Genomic DNA, 16,285 nt, shown 5'->3' with positions numbered 1-16,285 from the left:
TTGCCGTGTCTGTTGCTCGCGAGGCCTGTTACCCGCGGTGTCTGCCGGCAGCGGCGGCCGGGTGGCCGTCAGCACGGCGGCGCCCGAGCAGGAGCAGGAATCCGAGCACGAGCAAGGCGAGCGCAGCTCCCAGCATGGTGAAAGCGTTGCTTCCCGTGAAGGCCAGACCGTCCGGAAGCGGGCTCGGGTCGTCTCGAAACTCCAGCCCAGGTGGACCGGCGGGCGGATCGGCCGGCGTCGTGACCGCATCGGCATCCCGGACGACCTGCCCACCCGGCCCCTCACCGGTGGCGGTGGCGACGTTGCGCACCTGACCGGCGGCCACTTCGCTGGCCGTCACCCGGTGGCTCGTCACCAGCTCGGTGCAAGCCACCGACTCACCCGGCGCGACCGGTCCACGCGCGCAGAGCGCATCGTCGATGCCCAGCATGGCGTCGGTGATCCGGATCGACGTCAATGTGACGGACCCGGAGTTCGTGACGGTGAGTCCGTAGTCGATCGTCTCACCGGCGTCGGCCGCGCCGTTGCCGTCGCGGTCGTTGAGGGTCGCCGTCTTCCGCAGCGTGATGGCGCTCGGGCCGGCGGTCTGGAACGAGACCGAGCCATCGGCCGTCACGCTGCTTCCACCGGGGCCGCGACCCGTGACGGTGGCTGCGTTCTCCACGTGACCGGCGTCGAGGTCGGCCTGGGTCAGTGCGTAGGCCGGAGCGGCGCAGGTGCGCGAGGCGCCCGGAGCCAGGGGTCCGGAACCACACGGCATACCGGCCAGGGCCAGCTTTGCGTCGGTCACGGTCACCGGTTCCAGGGTGGTGGTCCCCCTGTTGGTGACGGTGAACGAGTAGGTGACCGAGTCGCCGACGTCCGTGCCGTTGTCGTCGAGGTYGGCGACGGCGCTGGCGGACTTCACCAGCCCGATCGCGCTGACCGGGGTCAGCGTGACCGCGGCCGTGTCGGTGACCGAGGGCAACGAGCCCTGCGGGCCGGTCGCCACGAGCGTCGCCGTGTTGTCCACGCGACCCCGGTCGATGTCCGCCTGCGTGAGGAGGTATGCCGCGGCCGTGCACGTCATCGACGTGTGGGCTGCGGGCGTCGTCGACGGGCAGGTGACGGTGCCCAGCTTGGGGTCGGTCACCTGCACCCCGGTCAGGGTGAGGTTGGAGGTGTTCGCCACGACGAAGGAGTAGGTGACGGTGTCGCCGGCGTCCTGCCCGTTGTGGTCGACATCGACCACGGCGCCTGCCGACTTGTCGATCGTCATCGTGGCGAGGTTGGTCAGGGGTGTCCGGGTCGTCGACTCGTCCGTCGGATCCGTGCCGGTGCGGGCGTCTCCGGTAGCGGTGGCGGTGTTGACCACCTGCCCGGCGTCGATGTCGCCCTGGGTGAGGACATGCACCGGGGCCTCGCAGGTCGCCGAGTCGCCCGGCGCCAGTGACGCCACGCACGGCACGTCGACCAGCCCGAGCATCGGGTCGTCGATCGTGACCGGTGCAAGGGTCTGCGCGCCGGTGTTCTCGACGAGGAAGTCGAAGGTCATGGTGTCGCCGGAGTCGGCACCGTTGCCGTCGACGTCGACGATGGCCGACGAGTGCTTGGTCAGCTCGATCGAGGCCGCCGGGGCGAACGACACGGTCGCCGAGTCGTCGCCGCGTACCGGCGCCGCCCCGCCCGGGGGTGTCCCCGTGACGACAGCAGTATTGTCCACGCGGCCGGCGTCGACGTCAGCCTGGGTGAGCGGGTGGACCGCCGTGCAGTCGGCGCTCTCGCCCGGGGCGAGGGACCGGGCGCAGGTCAGGCCGACCAGCCCCAGCTTGGCGTCGTCAAGGCTCAAGGGGCTCAACGTCTGCGAGCCGTCGTTGGTGACGGTGAAGGTGTAGGTCACGGTGTCACCAGCATCCACGACAGTCGGCAGGGCTCCTCCGGAAACCGTCGGGGCTGCGCCCGACTTCGCCAGCGAGACCGCGTTGTGCGGCGTGATCGGGACGACCTCGGAGTCGGTCGCGCCAACCGGGTCGCCATCCGGGTTCGTGGCGCTGACCGAGGCCGTGTTGTCCACCCGCCCAGCGTCGACGTCAGCCTGCGTGAGGACGTACCGGGCCGCCGTGCAGGTCATCGACGCGCGCGGGGCGAGGGAGTCCTGCGGGCAGGTCACCCGGCCCACCTTCGGGTCGGTGACCTCGAGCGCCTCGAGGGTGACGTTGGAGGTGTTGGTGACCCGGAACGTGTAGGTCACGGTGTCACCTGCGTCGGTCACGGTGGTCAGGGCACCCGCGCCGGTGCTCGGCGCACCCGCCGTCTTGAGGAGCGCGATGGTCGCGAGGTTGTCCACGTCCACGGTGGCGGTCGACGTATCGGTCGGGTCCGTGCCCACCGGGGCGTCGCCGGTCGCGGTGGCGACGTTGACGACGGCACCGGAGTCCACGTCGGCCTGCGTGAGCACATAGGGCGCGGGCCCGTCACAGGTGGCTGTGCGGCCGGGAGCCAGCGAAGCCACACAGGTGAAGGCGGGGCCGCCGAGGCGGCTGTCCGTGATGGTCACCGGAGCCAGCGTGGTGCTGCCGCCGTTGGTGACGGAGAAGCTGTAGTCCACCGTGTCACCCAGGTCAGGGCCGTTGCGGTCGAGGTCATGGACTGCCGAAGCCGTCTTGGTCAGCGACAGGGCATTGGTCGGGGTCAGGTCGACCCGTGCGAGGTCCGTGTAGCTGACGGGTGCGCCGGTCGGCGGGGTGCCCGACACCGATGCGAGGTTGTCCACCCTGCCCGCGTCGATGTCCGACTGGAGCAGCGGGTAGCTGAAGGCGCAGGTGGCGCTGGCTCCGGGAGCCAGGCTGCTGCCGCCGTCGCAGACCACCGAGTCGAGGCCGAGCTTGGCGTCGGTGACGCGCACCGGGTCGAGGGTGACGTTGCCCGTGTTGGTGACGAGCAGCGTGTAGACGACCGTGTCTCCCGCATCGGTCACGGTGTCGAGGCGACCCTTGGCGACCGTCGGCCTCCCGGCGGTCTTCTCGATCGTCACGGAGGGGTCGCTCGCGACCGTCGTGACGGCGGTGTCCGTGCCGGTGGCCGGCGGGTCGCTCGGGTTCGGCGGGACCGCGGTGGCGGTCGCCGTGTTGATGATGCCTCCGTCGTCGACCTCGTCCTGGGTGAGGGCGTGCACCGCGGTGCAGGTGGTCGCCTCCCCGGGCGCCAGCGTGGCCACGCACTGCAAGGCCGCCAGGTTCAGCGCCGGGTCGGAGATCGAGACGATCGTCAGCGTCGTGTTGCCGGTGTTGGTCACCAGGAACGTGTAGGTGATCGTGTCACCCAGGTCACCCGCCCCGTTGACCGGGACATCCGTGTCGGTGACCGCACCGGCCTGCTTGTCCAGGGACAGCGAGCTCGCGGCCGGTACCAGCACGACGGCAGTGTCGCCGCCGCTCACGGTGGCGCGGTCGGGGTCCGTGGCCGTGGCGGTCGCAGTGTTGTCGACCCGACCGGCGTCGACGTCGACCTGGGTCAGGACGTAGGGCGCCGCCGTGCAGGTGGTCGAGGTGTGCGGTGCCAGCGTCGTGTCAGTGCAGGTGACGGCGCCGAGCAGGGGGTCGCTCACCGCAACGTCGGTCAGGGTCACGTTGGAGACATTGGTGACGGTGAAGGTGTACCGCACCGTGTCGCCGGCGTCGGTCACCGTGGCCAGCCGCCCGGCCGCAACGGTCGGGGCTCCCGCCACCTTGTCCAGCACCAGTGACGCGAGGTTCCTGACGTCCACCGTGGCGTCGTCGGTCGCCGTCGGGTCCGTGCCGGTCCCGGCACCGCCGGTGGCGGTGGCCGTGTTGAGCACCTCGCCGTTGTCGACGTCCTGCTGCGTGAGCAGGTATGCCGCCGGAGCCGGGCACGTGGTGCTGGCGCCGGGCGCGAGCGACGTGGTGCAGACGTAGTCCACGAGGCCGAGCTTGGCGTCGGTGATGGTGACCGGGGCCAGCACCCCGGAGCCGTCGTTGGTGACGGTGAACGTGTAGTCCACCGTGTCACCGACATCGGGGCCGTTGCCGTCGACGTCGACCACCTGGGACGCGGACTTCACCAGCGACAGGGCGTTGCGCGCCACGATTGCCACGTGCACCGAGTCGCTGTGGGTGACGGGCGCGCCGGTGGGCGGGTTGCCACTGGCCGAGGCCGTGTTGTCGACACCGGCGGCGTCGATGTCCGGCTGGCCCAGGGTGTACGTGAAGCTGCAGCTGGCCGAGGCACCCGGCGCCAGCGAGGTCACGCCGGCGCAGACCGCAGTGGACAGCCCGAGCTTCTCGTCGGTCACCGTGACCGAGCTCAGTGACACGCTGCCGGTGTTGGTGACCACGAGGGTGTAGTCAACTGTGTCTCCCGCGTCGGTGACGGTGCCGAGGCGGCCGGCAGCCACGGTCGGCGTGCCTGCGGTCTTGTCGATCCTGATCGACGGGCTCGGGGCGATGACCACGGAGTCGTCGTCGGTGTCGGTGACGGGCGAGACGCTCGCACCCGGCGGCATACCACTGGCTGTCGCGGTGTTGTCGACGCGACCGGCGTCGACGTCGCCCTGGGTCAGGACGTACGTCGCCGTGCACTCGGCCGTCGCACCGGGTGCCAGAGCGGTGACACAGGTCAGAGCGGTGACGCCGATGCGGGCATCGGCGATCGTCACCGGGCTCAGCGTCTGCGAGCCGGTGTTCGTCACGGTGAAGGTGTACGTCACCGAGTCACCCGCATCGGTGGTCGTGGCAAGACGGCCGGCCGAGGTGGTCGGTGCAGCACCGGACTTGTCCAGGCGCAGGCCGCCCTGCGGGGTGATCGTGACGGCCGCGTCGTCCGCGTCGTTCACCGGCTTGTCGCCGGGCGCCAGGGCAGCCACCGTCGCGTGGTTGTCCACCCGACCGGCATCGATGTCGGCCTGGGTCAGCCGGTAGGGAGCGGCGGTGCAGTCCATGGAGGCGTGCGACGCCAGGGTCGAAGCCGGGCAGGTCACGGTCCCGACCAGGGCGTCGGTGACCTCGACCGAGGTCAGCGTGACGTTGGACGTGTTCGTCACCGTGAAGGCGTACCTGACGGTGTCGCCCGCATCGGTGACGGTGGGCAGGGTGCCGGCGGAGACCGTCGGGGTGCCGGCCGTCTTGGTCAGCACGACCGAGCCGACGTTGGTCAGCTGAGTCGTCGTCGAGGACTGGTCGCTCGGGTCGGTGCCGACCGGGGAGTCACCGGTCGCGGTGGCGAGGTTGGTCGCGGTACCGGCGTCGATGTCGGCCTGGGTGAGCACGTAGGCCGCGGGGGCCGGACACGTTGCGGTGGCACCGGGGGCCAAGGTCGCGACGCACTCGAGATCGGTGAGCCCCAGCCGCGGGTCGGTGATCGTCACCGGCGACAGCGTCGTCGAGCCGTCGTTGGTGACGGTGAACGAGTAGTCGATGGTGTCACCGGCGTCGGCGCCGTTGCCGTCGAGGTCGTTGATCGCCGAGGCGTTCTTGACCAGCGACAGTGCCGGGGCGGGCGTCAGCGGGACCGGGACCGTGTCCTGCGGTGTGATGGCCGGGCCCGTCGGCGGGGTGCCCGAGGCGACGACGAGGTTGTCGGCATCCGCGACGTCGATGTCGGCCTGGGTCAGCTCGTAGGTGAACGTGCACGTCGCCGCGGACCCGGGAGCCAGCGCCGTGGTGCCATCGCAGGGGACGCCGGACAGCCCGAGCCGCTGGTCGGTGAGGAGCACCGGGTCCAGGGTGACGTTGCCGGTGTTCGCCACGGTGATCGTGTAGACGACGGTGTCACCGGCGTCGGTGGCGGTGGCGAGCCGGCCCGCGGCGACCGTCGGCGTGCCCGCGGTCTTCTGGACGGTGAGGGCAGGCGAGGAGCCGACCGTGACGGTCACCGAGTCGACTGCTGTCACGGGCGGGGTCGAACCCGGCGGCGTCGCCGACGCCGTGGCCCTGTTGGTGAAGCCGCCTGCGTCGACGTCCGCCTGGGTCAGCACGTAGGCGGGCGCGGAGCAGCCACGCACGGCGCCGGGCGCCAAGGGGCCTGAGCCGCACGGCATACCCGGCTGCCCGATCCGGGGGTCCGCGATGGTGACGCTGTCGAGCGTCGTCGCACCGGTGTTGGTCACGGCGAACGAGTAGACGATGGTGTCGCCGGCGTCGAAGCCATTGTCGTCGACATCGGTGGGGGTGCCAGCCGTCTTGTCGAGGGTGATCGAGCTGGCCGGGGTCAGCACGAGGTCCTCGACGTCGGAGGCGGAGACCGGGCCGGCCGGGCTCGAGGCAGCCGCAGAGGCGAGGTTGTCCACTCGCGCGGCGTCGATGTCGGTCTGGGTCAGCGGGTAGCCCGCCGAGGTGCAGGTCATGACCGCACCGGGAGCCAGCGTCGCCGTCGGGCAGGTGACCGCGACCGTGGCCGCGGCCAGCATCGCGTCGCTGACCGTGACGTCGGTCAGGGTGACGTTGGAGGTGTTCTCGACGCGGAAGGTGTAGACGACCGTGTCGCCCGCGTCGGTGACCGTGGGGAGTCGGCCGGCGCTCGTGGTGGGCGTGCCCGCGCTCTTGACGATGTCGATGCCGGTCACGCGGTCGACCAGGCGGGTCTCGTCGTCGGTGTCGGTCGGGTCGGCACCCAGCGGGGCGTCAGCGGTCGCCGTCGCCGTGTTGTCGACCGACCCGGCGTCGACGTCCGCCTGGGTCAGCGCGTAGACCTTCGTCGCCTCGCAGGTCGCCGTGGCACCGGGAGCCAGCGGACCCGCGGTGCAGACCAGACCGGACAGGGCCAGCTTCGGGTCGTCGATGGTGACATCCGTGAGCGTGGTGCTGCCGGTGTTCTGGACCGTGAAGAAGTACTCGATGGTGTCGCCGGGGCTGGTGCGCCTGTCCTGGTCGACGTCGGTGATGCTGCCCGCGGTCTTGGTGAGGATGATCGAGCTGCGCGGGGTGAAGACCACCTGCGCCGGGTCGCTGTCAGACACGGTGCCGTTCGGGCTGGTCGCCTGGGCGGTGGCTGTGTTGTCCACCCGGCCCCTGTCGACATCCTGCTGGGTCAGCGAGTAGGTCGCGGTGCACTCGGTCGACTCGCCGGGAGCGAGCGGCGCGGTGCCACAGACCAGGCCGGTCAGGCCGAGCAGACCGTCGTCGATAGCGACGTTGGAGACCGTGGTGGCGCCGGTGTTCGTGACGGTGAACGTGTATGTCACCGCGTCACCGACGTCGGGGCCGTTGGCATCGGGATCGGTGGGCGCGCCTGCCGTCTTGTCGAGGCTGATCCTGCTGACCGGGGTCAGGACCACGTCGGCCGGGTCGGTCGCCTGGACCGAACCGTTCTGCGGCGTGGTGCCGCGCACCGTGGCGGTGTTGTCGACGCGACCGCGGTCGATGTCGGCCTGGGTCAGCGCGTACGGCGCCGACGAGCAGGTCATCGAGGCGCGCGGCGCGAGGGTCGTGGCCGGGCAGGAGAGGCCCACGCCGGCACCGGCGAGCATCGGGTCCGTGACCACGACGTTCGTGAGGGTGAGGTTCGAGACGTTGGTGACGACGAAGGTGTAGACGACCGTGTCACCGGCGTCCTGGCCGCCCGCGTCGACGTCGCTCACTGCACCAGCGGTCTTGGCCAAGGTCAGCGACGCGAGGTTGGCGACCTGGACGGTCTCGGAGTCGACCGCCGTCGGGTCGGGGCCGGCCGGGGCGTCACCCGTCGCCGTCGCGGTGTTGTCGACCGCGCCGTGGTCCACGTCTGCCTGCGTCAACAGGTAGTCCGAGGGCGCCGCACAGGTGGCCGTGTCGCCGGGGGCGAGGGTCGTCACGCACGGGAGGTCGGTCAGACCCAGCTTGCTGTCGGTGATGGTGACCGGAGCCAGCGTCGTGGTGCCCTGGTTGGTGACGGCAAAGGTGTAGCTGATTCTGTCACCGGCGTCCGGGCCGTTGCCGTCCGCGTCGACCACGGACGAGCCCGACTTGACGAGGCTGATCGCGTTGACCGGGGTGACCGCGACCGTGGCGGTGTCGGTGGCGGTCACGGGGCCGTTGGGCGACGCGGCGCCGGCTTGGGCCTGGTTGTCGATCCGCCCTGCGTCGATGTCGGCCTGGGTCAGCGTGGCCGTCGCCGTGCACTGGACGGAGGCGCCCGGGGCGACCGGTCCGGTGGCGCAGAAGGAGTCGGTCAGGCCGAGCTTCGCGTCGGAGATCCGCACGGTGGTGAGCGAGGTGACGCCGGTGTTGGTGACGACGAACGTGTAGGTGACGGTGTCGCCGGCGTCGGTGGCACTGGCATTGGCCCCGTTCGCGACAGTCGGCGTGCCGGCCTGCTTGTCCAGGACCAGCGAGCTGACCGGGGCGAGCGCGCGGTTGGCCGTCGCCTCGTCGGTGACGACCTTGTCCTGCGGGTCGGTGCCCTCGACGGTGGCGGTGTTGTTGACCGCCCTGAGGTCGATGTCCGCCTGCGTGATCGTGTAGGTCCGCGTGCACGTGACGATCTGGCCGGGGTCGAGGCTGTCGTCGTCACACGTGTAGCCACTCAGGCCGAGCTTGCCGTCGTCGATGCCGACGTCGGTCAGCGTCACGTTGGACGTGTTGGTCACCGTGAACGTGTAGGTGATCGTGTCACCGGCGTCCGTCGAGCCGGGCAGCTGCCCTCCGGCCGTCGTGGGGACGGAGGCGGTCTTGGTCAGCTCGATGGCCGCGACCCGGGTCACTGGTGCGGTGGCGGCGTCCGAGTCCGACGGGTTGGCACCCGCCTTGGCCGTGCCGGTGACCGTTGCCGTGTTGTCGACCTTGCCCGCGTTGATGTCCGACTGGGTCAGCGGGTAGGTCACCGGCGAGGTGCAGGTCAGGCTGGCGCCGGGCGCCAGCGGTCCCTCGGAGCACAGGAAGTTCGACAGCCCGAGCAACCCGTCGGTCAGGACGAGGTGCGTCAAGGTGCTGCCACCGGTGTTCCTGACCGTGAACGAGTAGGTGATCGTGTCACCGGGGCTGGGGCGGAGGTTTCCGTCGACGTCCGTCACGGTGCCCGCGGTCTTGGTCAGCTCCACGGCGTTGGTCGGAGCGACCGGCTTGGTCTCCTGGTCTGTGGCGGACACCGTGCCGCCACCCGGGACGCCACCCGTGGCCGTGGCCGTGTTGTCCACCCGGCCTGCGTCGATGTCCGTCTGCGTCAGGGCGTATGCCGTGCTGGTGCACGTGACGCTCGCACCCGGGGCCAGGCGGCCCGAGGGGCAGGTGACCGTCCCCGCACCCAGCATCGGGTCGGTGACTGCGATGGGGTCGAGTGACGTCGCTCCGGTGTTCGTGACCGTGAACGTGTAGACGATGGTGTCGCCGGCGTTCTGGGTGGTGGAGCTGTCGGCGTCGGTGACCGTGCCCGCCGCCTTCACCAGGGCCAGGCGACTGAGGGGCGCGAAGCCGGCCGTCTCGGTGTCGGCGTTGGTCACGGGGGCGCCGCCGGGCGGCGTGCCCGTCACGGAGGCGGTGTTGTCGACCTTGCGAGCGTCGACATCGGCCTGGGTCAGGACGTAGGGCGTCGGAGCGGCGCACGTCGCGGAGGCACCCGGCGCCAGCGGACCAGCGGTGCACAGGAGGTTGCTGATCCGGAGCAGGGGGTCGGACACGAGCACCTGCGTGAGCGACTGCCGCCCCGTGTTCGTGACCGTGAACGAGTAGGCGATGGTGTCACCCGCGTCGGGGCCGTTGCCGTCGACGTCGTTGACGGCGCTCGCAGTCTTGACCAGGGCGATCGAGTTGACCGGGGTGAACGTCCGGGTGGCCGAGGCGCTGGCCTGGACCACGACATTGCTCGGTGAGGTGCCGCTCACCGTCGCCGTGTTGTCCACGCGTCCGGCATCGACGTCAGCCTGGGTGAGGACGTAGGCCGGGCTCGCGCAGGTGACGCTCTGTCCCGGGTTCAGCGTGGCGGTGGAGCAGACGAGGTCGACCAGGCCGAGCTTGCCGTCGTCGATCGAGACCGAGGTCAGCGGCACGTTCGAGGTGTTGGCCACGGTGAACGTGTAGGTGACCGTGTCCCCCGCGTCCGGGCCGTTGCCGTCCGCGTCCGAGACTGCGCCGGCCGCCTTCGTGAGGGTGATCGACGCGACGTTGGCGATCGAGGTCGACGTGGTGGAGGTGCTGGTCGGCGGCGTCCCGGACGGCGGAGTGGCTGTCGCCGTCGCGGAGTTGTTCACGCCACCGGCGTTCACGTCCGCCTGGGTCAGCGTGTAGACGACCGTCGTCGAGCAGGCAGCGGTGGCGCCGGGGGCCAGCGAGGGCACGCAGGCGGCGTTGGTCAGCCCGAGCCGGGCGTCGTCGAAGCGGACGTTCGTCAAGGTCGTGCTGCCGGTGTTGAGGACCGAGAACGTGAAGGTGATCGTGTCTCCGGCATCGGCACCATTGCCGTCCAGGTCGTTGATGCCGCTCGCCGCCTTGGTCAGCTTCAGCTCGTTGCGTGGCGCGATGGTCACGGTGGCGGTGTCCGTGGCGCTGACCGGGGTGGCGCCGTTCGGCGGCGTCCCCACCGCCGTGGCCGAGTTGGCGACCCGACCGGTGTCCACGTCGGCCTGGGTGATCACGTGGGGAGGGGACGTGCACGTGCGGGTCGCACCGGGGGCGAGCGCGCCCGTGCCGCAGGCGAAGTTCGTCAGGCCGAGCAGGGCATCGTTGACGACGACGTTGCTCAGGGCGGTGTTGCCGGTGTTCTCGACCACGAAGGCGTAGGTGACCGTGTCGCCGGCGTCGGGGCCGTTGCCGTCGGCGTCGACGATCGAGCCGGCCTGCTTGTCGAGGGTGAGGCTGGCCCGCTGGGTCGGCGTCGATGTCGAGGACGTGGCCGTGGGCGAAGGCAGCCCGTTCGGTGGCGTTCCCGTCGCCGTGGCCGTGTTGACCACGCTGCCGGCCGTGACGTCGGCGGCGGTGATTGTGTAGGGACCGGACGGGGAACAGGTGGTCGACTCCCCCGGCGACAGGATGGTGTCGGCACAGACGATCGTGATGCCGGCCGCGGCCAGCTTCGGGTCACTGACGCTGGTCGACGTCAGGTCGAGCGAACCGGTGTTGCGCGCCACGAAGGTGTAGGTCAGTCGGTCCCCGGCGTCGGTGAGGCCGTTGCCGTTGACGTCCTGGTACGACGCGACCGACTTCGTAAGGGTGAGGCCGGTGATCGGGGCGGCCGGCGGGGTCACACAGGCGCTGTTGTCGGTCGTGGTCCCCTGCTCCTGGCCCGAGGCCAGGGCCACCGAGTTGAAGAGCCCGGTGCCGGTGCCGCCACACGCGGCGGCTGCGGCCGAGGACGTGTAGTGGGCGGTGACGGTCACGGCATACGTCTGCGTCGTGGTCCCGGCGATCGCGGTGCCGGCGGGGGCCAGGGCATAGGGCCCGCCACTGCTCGACGAACCGCTCACGGGCCCGCTCCACGTGGTGCCGTCGACGACGAGGTTCGCAGCGAATGCGGGGGTGTCCGTGAGGACGCCGTAGGTGGTCGGCGTCTGGCCGCTGTTGGTGACGCGCACCGTGTAGGTGACCGTGAAACGACCGGTCGTGGGGTCGACGGTGCTGGGCGTGGCGGCCGTCTTGCTCACGTTGAGGCTGGCCGGCGTCGCCACCGGCTGGGTGGCGGTGGCCTGGTTGGACGTGACCGCGGCTCCACCGACAGAGGTCGCGCCGGCAGTCGCCTTGTTGACGACGGTGCCGGCGGTCGCATCGGCCGCGGTGACCGTGTAGGTCTGCGTGGGGGTGCAGGTGGCCGTCGCGCCGGGCGCCATCGGACCCGCGGCGCACGCCAGGTTGGTCACGCCGAGCTTGTCGTCAGTGATCGTGACGGACGACAGGCTGGTGTTGCCGGTGTTGGTGACCGTGAAGGTGTAGCGGATCCGGTCGCCCGGGTCGGTGACGCCGTTGCCGTTCACGTCCGTGACGCCGGCGACCGCCTTCGTCAGCGTCAGGGCCGGGGACTTGGCCACCGTGGTCGAGGTCGAGGACGGGTCGTTGACCTGGGTGCCGCGGACGGTGGTGCCGAGCGCGGTCGCGGTGTTGTTGACCGCACCGGTGTCGACATCGGCCTGGGTCAGCGTGTAGACGACTGAGGTGCAGGTCATCGACGCGCCCGGCGCGAGGGTGGTTTGCGGGCAGGTCACGGTGCCGAGCATCGGGTCGGTGACCGTGATCGAGGTGAGGGTGGCGTTGCCGGCGTTGCGCACGGTGAAGCCGAACGTGATCCGGTCTCCGGCGTCGGGACCGTTGCCGTCGACGTCGGTGACCGCGGTCGCCGTCTTGGTCAGGTCGATCACCGGGACCTCGGCGATCGTCACCGAGGTGGACGAGGGAGGCGACGTCACCGGGGTGCTGAGGTACGGCGGGGTGCCCTGGGCGGTGGCGGTGTTGTTGACCGCACCGGCGTCGACATCGGCCTGTGTCGTCGCGTAGGCGCAGGTGAAGATCCAGGTCTCGCCGTTCTGCAGGATGCCGTCGGCGTTGGTGTCACCCGAGGAGTAGGTCGGGGTGCAGCGGCTGTCGTTGACCTTCGGCGACGTCAGCTGGACCACGCCCGGGTTGGTCACGGCGAAGCGGTAGTTCACCGTCTGTCCTGCGCCGGTGAGGGGGCTCGGGACCGTCGACGAGATCGACTTCGTGAGGGCGATCGCCGGAGTGGGCGGGACCGGTGGCGCGATGCAGGCCGCGTTGTCGGTGGTCGCGCCCTGCTCCTGGCCCGCGGCGAGGGCCACCGAGTTGTACAGCCCGGTGCCGGTCCCCGCGCACGCACTCGCCTGGGTGGCGTTGGAGTAGTGGAAGGTGACCGTGAGGTTGTAGGTGTGAGTGGCACCGACTGCAATGGTCGTCCCAGCGGCGCCGATGGCGAACGGCCCGGTGCCAGTGGCGCTGCCCGTGGCCTGACCGGTCCAGGACGCGCCCGTGACGGCGAGGTTGGGGGCGAAGGCCGGGGTCTCGGCGATGGGACCGTAGGTGCCGGCGGCCGTGCCGGTGTTCGCGACCCGCACGGTGTAGGTCGCGGTGAAGTCCCCTGCGGCGTTCGGGCCCGACACACTGCCGCCGGTCTTGGAGAGGTTGAGGCTCGGGGCGGTCACGGTGACCGTCCACGTGTCGGTGTTGGTGACGGTGGCGCCGGAGAGGGTCCCGATACCGGTCGCCGTGGCCGTGTTGGTCGTGGTGGAGGTCAGGGTCGCGGCGCACGTGAAGACCCACGTCTCCCCCAGCTCGAGGACGTTGTTGCCGTTGACGTCGCCGGTCCTGGTGGCCGGCACCGAGCACTTGTCGTCGGTCAGCGTGACGTTCCTGAGTGGTTCGAGCTGCCCGGTCACCGCGTAGGAGTAGGTCACCGCAACGGGCGAGACGCCCGCGGTGACGTTGGCGGTCTTGTCGACCACGATGCCGGAGCGGCTCAGGGCGACGGGATGGTCCTCGATCTCCCCGCCGACCGCCGGGGTGGTGGGGCTGGGCGTGACGACCGATCCTGGGAAGAGTCGCAGTCGCAGGAAGGACGCGCCGGCCGAGGCCGTGGGTTTGGTCGGCCAGACCAGGGTGGCCGTGGTGGCGCCGGCGGGAACCGAGGTGGTGACCAGCTCGGTGGCCTGGAACGCGCCGTCGGCGTTGAAGTCCACCCACCCGGCGAGCGTGGCCGCTGCCCCAGTCGTGTTGCGCAAGGGCACAGCAAGACTCATGGGGCCGTTCGTGATGAGTGTCGGCGTTCCGCTGACCGCATCCTCGTCGTCGCTACCGGTGGTGTCGTCACCCGTGCCGCCAGCACTCACGGCGGCCGCCGCCTCCATGTCCCGCGAGGAGCCCAGTCCCAGGGTGGGTGTCGTGGGCGCGGCAAGGGTCGAGGACAGGCTGTGCGACGCGGTGGCCGTGCCGTAGCTGGCCGGCGCGTCGCCGAAGTCGGTGTTGAAGAAGGTGACGCTTGCGGCGCTGGGCGGGTTGAGCCCGGACGTGGAGACGTTGCTGGGGCCGTTCGTGTAGGTCGCGGCAGCATTCGACGTGACCTGGACGACGACGGTGCAGCTGGTCTCCCCGCTGGCCAGGTCGCCACCGCTGAGCGCGACCAACTGGGCGCCTGCCACGGCTGTGACCGTGCCGTTGCCACACGTGGTGGTGGCTCCGGCCGGGTTGGCAACCGTCAGCCCCGAGGGCAGCGTGTCCGTGAATGCGAAGTCGTCCTTTCCACCCAGCTCGCTGGTGTTCGTGACGGTGAGGGTGAGGGTGCTGGGTGTACCCACCGGAGCCGAGGTCGGCGAGAACGACTTGTCCAGGGCCGGGGTGGCGTCGAGGAGGCGCAGGTTGTCGAACGCGTGGTCGTTGCCGTCGCCGGTGAGCGTCTGGTTTCGCACCCGGATCTGGAGGGCCGCGAGGGCGGCTGGGGAGAGGAGAACTGCCTTGTCCGAGAAGTACCGACCGGCCCGCACCGCGTTGCCGCCATTCCCCCACGACGTGACGCCCGGCGGGAACGGCGACGTGTACGAACGGGTGGAGCTGTCAGTACAGGCCCGGATGGGGTTGACGTTGATCTTGGTCTCGGTAGCACCGTTGACGAGGTAGAAGTCGAGCCTCGAGTTGTTCGCACCTGCCAGGTAGGTGCACGAGGCCTCGACGACATCGAGGGACATGGTCACGTACCGCGACGACGTCGCAGGAAGGTTGAGCACGGTGCTCTGGAGCTCGATGTCTGCGCCAGCAGCCGCAGCGTTCCTGGTGGTCCACTCGGCCACGGCGTGGTTGGCCTGGGTGGCGGCAGTGGAGCCGTTGGCAGGGCTGGCGTCGGTGCCGCCGACCACGCCAGCATTGAACTGGCCGAGGACGTCCGCGAACCGCCGGATGTTGCTGCGGGAGTCGGCAATGTTGGGCTGGGTGCAGACACCGGTCAGGGGGAAGTTCGTGTTGGCGTACTGGACGAGCACCCCGTTGCAGTTCGCCTGGTCGACGAAGTAGGGGTCACCGGTGTAGGTCGTCCCGCCGGTGCCGGTGTACGCATCGACATCCACCGGGTCGGCGCCAGTGCCGTTCTCGAAGGTCTCGTTGAACAGCAGCACCGGCGCCGCCGGCACACCCGCCGCCGCGAAGGCCGGGGACTGGGTGGCCGAGATCACCGACTGCGCGACGACGCCCAGGGTCGCGACCAGGGCGACGACCACCAGCGACCCGGCACGCCTGCGTGCGCGTGGCGTCCACGCACGGGTCAGGCCGCGGCGATGAGCGCCTGCGCGTGGTCTGCGCGCTGGAGCGCCCGGAGTCGTGCCGCCCGGATCGTTCATTCTGCTGATGCCGCCTTCGAGTCAAGAATCGTGCGGCGCCCATCTGGCCACGGCACGTGGTTATCCCTATGACTGGCAGACTCTTGGGCCCGCTCGTCGTGACGACGGTTGGCGGGAATGTGATGGCGGTCATGCGCCAGCCCCCGCGGAGGTCAACCAAACGGCCCACTCGCTCATGGGCCGAACGGACGCGGCGCCGTCGAGGGTGACAGGATCGGCTCATGGCACGCGAAGGGCTGACCGCGGGCGGCAAGGCCCTGGCGGTCCTGTCCACGTTCGGACGCGACCACGCCCAGCTGACCCTGTCCCAGATCGCCCGCCGGACCGGGCTCCCTCTCAGCACCGCACACCGCATCGTCGCCGAGCTCGCGGACTGGGGGGCCCTCGAGCGTGACGACGAGGGAAGGTGGCACATCGGCTTGCGCCTGTGGGAAGTGGGCTCCCTGTGTCCGCGCGGCCAGATCCTGCGCGAGGTGGCCCTCCCCTACCTCCAGGACCTCTACGAGGTCACCCACGAGAACATACAGCTCGCCGTGCGCGAGGGCACCGAGCTCACGTTCGTCGAGCGCATCGCCGGCCACCGGTCCGTCGAGCTGAAGACGATGGTGGGCACCCGCTTCCCGCTGCCGTCGACGGGCGTGGGCCTGGTGCTGCTCGCCTTCGCCCCGACCGACATCCGTGACGCCGTCCTGTCCCAGCCGTTGCCCCGACACACCGAGTTCACGGTCACGGACCCGCGTCGCCTGCGCGCCATGCTGGCGTCCGTGCGACGACATGGGTATGCCGTGAACGACCGCCAGCTGTCCGACCACACCGTGGGGTTGGCCGCCCCGGTCCGGATCGGCGCCGGAGGTCCCGTCCATGCCGCCATCGGGATCGTGGTGCTGGGCAAGACCGCTGCTGCGGTGCGCCACCTCCGCCAGCCCGTGGTCGCCGCTGCCAACGCGATCTCGGTTGAGCTGGGCCGTCGAGCGGGCAGCCCCGCGACAACCGACGTCATGATCTCCGCGCAGAGATAGCCCTTCCACCTGACGGAAGTTGCCTGTGGCGGCACGGGGC

At 70.6% G+C, this 16,285-nt stretch carries 2 protein-coding genes; one reads left to right on the top strand and one right to left on the bottom strand.

Features of this window, described 5'->3' with window-relative positions; translation table 11 throughout:
• Positions 1 to 28: 28 nt before the first annotated feature.
• Positions 29 to 15,106: a DUF7507 domain-containing protein gene (locus tag AC1DWR_RS11025; protein WP_477624399.1), complete on the bottom strand. Its 15,078-nt coding sequence runs from the start codon at positions 15,104 to 15,106 to the stop codon at positions 29 to 31.
• 341 nt (positions 15,107 to 15,447) lie between these two features.
• On the opposite strand from AC1DWR_RS11025, the gene AC1DWR_RS11020 reads away from it, so the two are divergent.
• Entirely contained in the window at positions 15,448 to 16,245 is a 798-nt protein-coding gene (locus tag AC1DWR_RS11020) for an IclR family transcriptional regulator (RefSeq protein ID WP_477615259.1), read from the top strand.
• The last annotated feature ends 40 nt before the right edge of the window (positions 16,246 to 16,285 follow it).

The organism is Pedococcus sp. P2_E2 (assembly GCF_056403955.1).
The sequence above is the reverse complement of the archived record's forward strand: the minus strand, read 5'-3'. Positions and strand labels throughout refer to the sequence as shown.

What these genes read in the sequence shown, in the direction of transcription:
- AC1DWR_RS11020 (WP_477615259.1), top strand. Translation starts at nt 15,448, where the DNA reads ATGGCACGCGAAGGGCTGACCGCGGGCGGCAAGGCCCTGGCGGTCCTG.